At 53.8% G+C, this 7,432-nt stretch carries 3 protein-coding genes and 1 pseudogene; all 4 read left to right on the forward strand.

What is annotated here, in order from left to right; translation table 11 throughout:
- Positions 1 to 941 precede the first annotated feature (941 nt).
- Positions 942 to 1,778 (forward strand): annotated as a pseudogene (locus ABFY71_RS18560) (haloalkane dehalogenase); the annotation flags it as partial.
- Positions 1,779 to 1,847: 69 nt separating this feature from the next.
- Positions 1,848 to 2,639 carry an APH(3')-II family aminoglycoside O-phosphotransferase gene (locus ABFY71_RS18565; protein WP_216687973.1) on the forward strand — a complete coding sequence of 264 codons (792 nt, stop codon included), beginning with the start codon at positions 1,848 to 1,850 and terminating at the stop codon, positions 2,637 to 2,639.
- A gap of 372 nt (positions 2,640 to 3,011) precedes the next feature.
- Positions 3,012 to 3,872 (forward strand): broad-spectrum class A beta-lactamase TEM-116, encoded by an 861-nt coding sequence (locus tag ABFY71_RS18570; protein WP_000027050.1) that lies wholly within the window; start codon positions 3,012 to 3,014, stop codon positions 3,870 to 3,872.
- Positions 3,873 to 5,619: 1,747 nt separating this feature from the next.
- Entirely contained in the window at positions 5,620 to 7,272 is a 1,653-nt protein-coding gene (locus tag ABFY71_RS18575) for an AMP-binding protein (RefSeq protein WP_212371658.1), read from the forward strand.
- Positions 7,273 to 7,432: the final 160 nt, after the last annotated feature.

A 7,432-nucleotide genomic window follows, 5' to 3' on the forward strand; every position in this document is an offset into this window, starting at 1 on the left:
CGAGTCTAGAGTCGACCTGCAGGTCGAGTCTAGAGTCGACCTGCAGGCATGCAAGCTGATCCGGCTGCTAACAAAGCCCGAAAGGAAGCTGAGTTGGCTGCTGCCACCGCTGAGCAATAACTAGCATAACCCCTTGGGGCGGCCGCTTCGAGCAGACATGATAAGATACATTGATGAGTTTGGACAAACCACAACTAGAATGCAGTGAAAAAAATGCTTTATTTGTGAAATTTGTGATGCTATTGCTTTATTTGTAACCATTATAAGCTGCAATAAACAAGTTAACAACAACAATTGCATTCATTTTATGTTTCAGGTTCAGGGGGAGATGTGGGAGGTTTTTTTAAGCAAGTAAAACCTCTACAAATGTGGTAAAATCGAATTTTAACAAAATATTAACGCTTACAATTTCCTGATGCGGTATTTTCTCCTTACGCATCTGTGCGGTATTTCACACCGCATACGCGGATCTGCGCAGCACCATGGCCTGAAATAACCTCTGAAAGAGGAACTTGGTTAGGTACCTTCTGAGGCGGAAAGAACCAGCTGTGGAATGTGTGTCAGTTAGGGTGTGGAAAGTCCCCAGGCTCCCCAGCAGGCAGAAGTATGCAAAGCATGCATCTCAATTAGTCAGCAACCATAGTCCCGCCCCTAACTCCGCCCATCCCGCCCCTAACTCCGCCCAGTTCCGCCCATTCTCCGCCCCATGGCTGACTAATTTTTTTTATTTATGCAGAGGCCGAGGCCGCCTCGGCCTCTGAGCTATTCCAGAAGTAGTGAGGAGGCTTTTTTGGAGGCCTAGGCTTTTGCAAAAAGCTTGATTCTTCTGACACAACAGTCTCGAACCAAAGGCTGGAGCCACCATGGCTTCCAAGGTGTACGACCCCGAGCAACGCAAACGCATGATCACTGGGCCTCAGTGGTGGGCTCGCTGCAAGCAAATGAACGTGCTGGACTCCTTCATCAACTACTATGATTCCGAGAAGCACGCCGAGAACGCCGTGATTTTTCTGCATGGTAACGCTGCCTCCAGCTACCTGTGGAGGCACGTCGTGCCTCACATCGAGCCCGTGGCTAGATGCATCATCCCTGATCTGATCGGAATGGGTAAGTCCGGCAAGAGCGGGAATGGCTCATATCGCCTCCTGGATCACTACAAGTACCTCACCGCTTGGTTCGAGCTGCTGAACCTTCCAAAGAAAATCATCTTTGTGGGCCACGACTGGGGGGCTTGTCTGGCCTTTCACTACTCCTACGAGCACCAAGACAAGATCAAGGCCATCGTCCATGCTGAGAGTGTCGTGGACGTGATCGAGTCCTGGGACGAGTGGCCTGACATCGAGGAGGATATCGCCCTGATCAAGAGCGAAGAGGGCGAGAAAATGGTGCTTGAGAATAACTTCTTCGTCGAGACCATGCTCCCAAGCAAGATCATGCGGAAACTGGAGCCTGAGGAGTTCGCTGCCTACCTGGAGCCATTCAAGGAGAAGGGCGAGGTTAGACGGCCTACCCTCTCCTGGCCTCGCGAGATCCCTCTCGTTAAGGGAGGCAAGCCCGACGTCGTCCAGATTGTCCGCAACTACAACGCCTACCTTCGGGCCAGCGACGATCTGCCTAAGATGTTCATCGAGTCCGACCCTGGGTTCTTTTCCAACGCTATTGTCGAGGGAGCTAAGAAGTTCCCTAACACCGAGTTCGTGAAGGTGAAGGGCCTCCACTTCAGCCAGGAGGACGCTCCAGATGAAATGGGTAAGTACATCAAGAGCTTCGTGGAGCGCGTGCTGAAGAACGAGCAGACCGGTGGTGGGAGCGGAGGTGGCGGATCAGGTGGCGGAGGCTCCGGAGGGATTGAACAAGATGGATTGCACGCAGGTTCTCCGGCCGCTTGGGTGGAGAGGCTATTCGGCTATGACTGGGCACAACAGACAATCGGCTGCTCTGATGCCGCCGTGTTCCGGCTGTCAGCGCAGGGGCGCCCGGTTCTTTTTGTCAAGACCGACCTGTCCGGTGCCCTGAATGAACTGCAGGACGAGGCAGCGCGGCTATCGTGGCTGGCCACGACGGGCGTTCCTTGCGCAGCTGTGCTCGACGTTGTCACTGAAGCGGGAAGGGACTGGCTGCTATTGGGCGAAGTGCCGGGGCAGGATCTCCTGTCATCTCACCTTGCTCCTGCCGAGAAAGTATCCATCATGGCTGATGCAATGCGGCGGCTGCATACGCTTGATCCGGCTACCTGCCCATTCGACCACCAAGCGAAACATCGCATCGAGCGAGCACGTACTCGGATGGAAGCCGGTCTTGTCGATCAGGATGATCTGGACGAAGAGCATCAGGGGCTCGCGCCAGCCGAACTGTTCGCCAGGCTCAAGGCGCGCATGCCCGACGGCGAGGATCTCGTCGTGACCCATGGCGATGCCTGCTTGCCGAATATCATGGTGGAAAATGGCCGCTTTTCTGGATTCATCGACTGTGGCCGGCTGGGTGTGGCGGACCGCTATCAGGACATAGCGTTGGCTACCCGTGATATTGCTGAAGAGCTTGGCGGCGAATGGGCTGACCGCTTCCTCGTGCTTTACGGTATCGCCGCTCCCGATTCGCAGCGCATCGCCTTCTATCGCCTTCTTGACGAGTTCTTCTGAGCGGGACTCTGGGGTTCGAAATGACCGACCAAGCGACGCCCAACCTGCCATCACGATGGCCGCAATAAAATATCTTTATTTTCATTACATCTGTGTGTTGGTTTTTTGTGTGAATCGATAGCGATAAGGATCCTCTTTGCGCTTGCGTTTTCCCTTGTCCAGATAGCCCAGTAGCTGACATTCATCCGGGGTCAGCACCGTTTCTGCGGACTGGCTTTCTACGTAATGGTTTCTTAGACGTCAGGTGGCACTTTTCGGGGAAATGTGCGCGGAACCCCTATTTGTTTATTTTTCTAAATACATTCAAATATGTATCCGCTCATGAGACAATAACCCTGATAAATGCTTCAATAATATTGAAAAAGGAAGAGTATGAGTATTCAACATTTCCGTGTCGCCCTTATTCCCTTTTTTGCGGCATTTTGCCTTCCTGTTTTTGCTCACCCAGAAACGCTGGTGAAAGTAAAAGATGCTGAAGATCAGTTGGGTGCACGAGTGGGTTACATCGAACTGGATCTCAACAGCGGTAAGATCCTTGAGAGTTTTCGCCCCGAAGAACGTTTTCCAATGATGAGCACTTTCAAAGTTCTGCTATGTGGCGCGGTATTATCCCGTATTGACGCCGGGCAAGAGCAACTCGGTCGCCGCATACACTATTCTCAGAATGACTTGGTTGAGTACTCACCAGTCACAGAAAAGCATCTTACGGATGGCATGACAGTAAGAGAATTATGCAGTGCTGCCATAACCATGAGTGATAACACTGCGGCCAACTTACTTCTGACAACTATCGGAGGACCGAAGGAGCTAACCGCTTTTTTGCACAACATGGGGGATCATGTAACTCGCCTTGATCGTTGGGAACCGGAGCTGAATGAAGCCATACCAAACGACGAGCGTGACACCACGATGCCTGTAGCAATGGCAACAACGTTGCGCAAACTATTAACTGGCGAACTACTTACTCTAGCTTCCCGGCAACAATTAATAGACTGGATGGAGGCGGATAAAGTTGCAGGACCACTTCTGCGCTCGGCCCTTCCGGCTGGCTGGTTTATTGCTGATAAATCTGGAGCCGGTGAGCGTGGGTCTCGCGGTATCATTGCAGCACTGGGGCCAGATGGTAAGCCCTCCCGTATCGTAGTTATCTACACGACGGGGAGTCAGGCAACTATGGATGAACGAAATAGACAGATCGCTGAGATAGGTGCCTCACTGATTAAGCATTGGTAATTCGAAATGACCGACCAAGCGACGCCCAACCGGTATCAGCTCACTCAAAGGCGGTAATACGGTTATCCACAGAATCAGGGGATAACGCAGGAAAGAACATGTGAGCAAAAGGCCAGCAAAAGGCCAGGAACCGTAAAAAGGCCGCGTTGCTGGCGTTTTTCCATAGGCTCCGCCCCCCTGACGAGCATCACAAAAATCGACGCTCAAGTCAGAGGTGGCGAAACCCGACAGGACTATAAAGATACCAGGCGTTTCCCCCTGGAAGCTCCCTCGTGCGCTCTCCTGTTCCGACCCTGCCGCTTACCGGATACCTGTCCGCCTTTCTCCCTTCGGGAAGCGTGGCGCTTTCTCATAGCTCACGCTGTAGGTATCTCAGTTCGGTGTAGGTCGTTCGCTCCAAGCTGGGCTGTGTGCACGAACCCCCCGTTCAGCCCGACCGCTGCGCCTTATCCGGTAACTATCGTCTTGAGTCCAACCCGGTAAGACACGACTTATCGCCACTGGCAGCAGCCACTGGTAACAGGATTAGCAGAGCGAGGTATGTAGGCGGTGCTACAGAGTTCTTGAAGTGGTGGCCTAACTACGGCTACACTAGAAGGACAGTATTTGGTATCTGCGCTCTGCTGAAGCCAGTTACCTTCGGAAAAAGAGTTGGTAGCTCTTGATCCGGCAAACAAACCACCGCTGGTAGCGGTGGTTTTTTTGTTTGCAAGCAGCAGATTACGCGCAGAAAAAAAGGATTTCAAGAAGATCCTTTGATCTTTTCTACGGGGTCTGACGCTCAGTGGAACGAAAACTCACGTTAAGGGATTTTGGTCATGAGATTATCAAAAAGGATCTTCACCTAGATCCTTTTATAGTCCGGAAATACAGGAACGCACGCTGGATGGCCCTTCGCTGGGATGGTGAAACCATGAAAAATGGCAGCTTCAGTGGATTAAGTGGGGGTAATGTGGCCTGTACCCTCTGGTTGCATAGGTATTCATACGGTTAAAATTTATCAGGCGCGATTGCGGCAGTTTTTCGGGTGGTTTGTTGCCATTTTTACCTGTCTGCTGCCGTGATCGCGCTGAACGCGTTTTAGCGGTGCGTACAATTAAGGGATTATGGTAAATCCACTTACTGTCTGCCCTCGTAGCCATCGAGATAAACCGCAGTACTCCGGCCACGATGCGTCCGGCGTAGAGGATCGAGATCTACCGGGTAGGGGAGGCGCTTTTCCCAAGGCAGTCTGGAGCATGCGCTTTAGCAGCCCCGCTGGGCACTTGGCGCTACACAAGTGGCCTCTGGCCTCGCACACATTCCACATCCACCGGTAGGCGCCAACCGGCTCCGTTCTTTGGTGGCCCCTTCGCGCCACCTTCTACTCCTCCCCTAGTCAGGAAGTTCCCCCCCGCCCCGCAGCTCGCGTCGTGCAGGACGTGACAAATGGAAGTAGCACGTCTCACTAGTCTCGTGCAGATGGACAGCACCGCTGAGCAATGGAAGCGGGTAGGCCTTTGGGGCAGCGGCCAATAGCAGCTTTGCTCCTTCGCTTTCTGGGCTCAGAGGCTGGGAAGGGGTGGGTCCGGGGGCGGGCTCAGGGGCGGGCTCAGGGGCGGGGCGGGCGCCCGAAGGTCCTCCGGAGGCCCGGCATTCTGCACGCTTCAAAAGCGCACGTCTGCCGCGCTGTTCTCCTCTTCCTCATCTCCGGGCCTTTCGACCTGCAGCCCAAGCTTGGCAATCCGGTACTGTTGGTAAAGCCACCATGGAAGATGCCAAAAACATTAAGAAGGGCCCAGCGCCATTCTACCCACTCGAAGACGGGACCGCCGGCGAGCAGCTGCACAAAGCCATGAAGCGCTACGCCCTGGTGCCCGGCACCATCGCCTTTACCGACGCACATATCGAGGTGGACATTACCTACGCCGAGTACTTCGAGATGAGCGTTCGGCTGGCAGAAGCTATGAAGCGCTATGGGCTGAATACAAACCATCGGATCGTGGTGTGCAGCGAGAATAGCTTGCAGTTCTTCATGCCCGTGTTGGGTGCCCTGTTCATCGGTGTGGCTGTGGCCCCAGCTAACGACATCTACAACGAGCGCGAGCTGCTGAACAGCATGGGCATCAGCCAGCCCACCGTCGTATTCGTGAGCAAGAAAGGGCTGCAAAAGATCCTCAACGTGCAAAAGAAGCTACCGATCATACAAAAGATCATCATCATGGATAGCAAGACCGACTACCAGGGCTTCCAAAGCATGTACACCTTCGTGACTTCCCATTTGCCACCCGGCTTCAACGAGTACGACTTCGTGCCCGAGAGCTTCGACCGGGACAAAACCATCGCCCTGATCATGAACAGTAGTGGCAGTACCGGATTGCCCAAGGGCGTAGCCCTACCGCACCGCACCGCTTGTGTCCGATTCAGTCATGCCCGCGACCCCATCTTCGGCAACCAGATCATCCCCGACACCGCTATCCTCAGCGTGGTGCCATTTCACCACGGCTTCGGCATGTTCACCACGCTGGGCTACTTGATCTGCGGCTTTCGGGTCGTGCTCATGTACCGCTTCGAGGAGGAGCTATTCTTGCGCAGCTTGCAAGACTATAAGATTCAATCTGCCCTGCTGGTGCCCACACTATTTAGCTTCTTCGCTAAGAGCACTCTCATCGACAAGTACGACCTAAGCAACTTGCACGAGATCGCCAGCGGCGGGGCGCCGCTCAGCAAGGAGGTAGGTGAGGCCGTGGCCAAACGCTTCCACCTACCAGGCATCCGCCAGGGCTACGGCCTGACAGAAACAACCAGCGCCATTCTGATCACCCCCGAAGGGGACGACAAGCCTGGCGCAGTAGGCAAGGTGGTGCCCTTCTTCGAGGCTAAGGTGGTGGACTTGGACACCGGTAAGACACTGGGTGTGAACCAGCGCGGCGAGCTGTGCGTCCGTGGCCCCATGATCATGAGCGGCTACGTTAACAACCCCGAGGCTACAAACGCTCTCATCGACAAGGACGGCTGGCTGCACAGCGGCGACATCGCCTACTGGGACGAGGACGAGCACTTCTTCATCGTGGACCGGCTGAAGAGCCTGATCAAATACAAGGGCTACCAGGTAGCCCCAGCCGAACTGGAGAGCATCCTGCTGCAACACCCCAACATCTTCGACGCCGGGGTCGCCGGCCTGCCCGACGACGATGCCGGCGAGCTGCCCGCCGCAGTCGTCGTGCTGGAACACGGTAAAACCATGACCGAGAAGGAGATCGTGGACTATGTGGCCAGCCAGGTTACAACCGCCAAGAAGCTGCGCGGTGGTGTTGTGTTCGTGGACGAGGTGCCTAAAGGACTGACCGGCAAGTTGGACGCCCGCAAGATCCGCGAGATTCTCATTAAGGCCAAGAAGGGCGGCAAGATCGCCGTGTAATTCTAGTTGTTTGATCCGAATTCTGCAGATATCAACAACTTTGTACAAAAAAGCTGAACGAGAAACGTAAAATGATATAAATATCAATATATTAAATTAGATTTTGCATAAAAAACAGACTACATAATACTGTAAAACACAACATATCCAGTCACTATGG

Origin of the sequence: Devosia alba, assembly GCF_039938915.1 — a bacterium.
Taxonomy (GTDB): domain Bacteria; phylum Pseudomonadota; class Alphaproteobacteria; order Rhizobiales; family Devosiaceae; genus Devosia; species Devosia alba.

What these genes read in the sequence shown, in the direction of transcription:
- ABFY71_RS18570 (WP_000027050.1), top strand. Translation starts at nt 3,012, where the DNA reads ATGAGTATTCAACATTTCCGTGTCGCCCTTATTCCCTTTTTTGCGGCA.
- ABFY71_RS18575 (WP_212371658.1), top strand. Translation starts at nt 5,620, where the DNA reads ATGGAAGATGCCAAAAACATTAAGAAGGGCCCAGCGCCATTCTACCCA.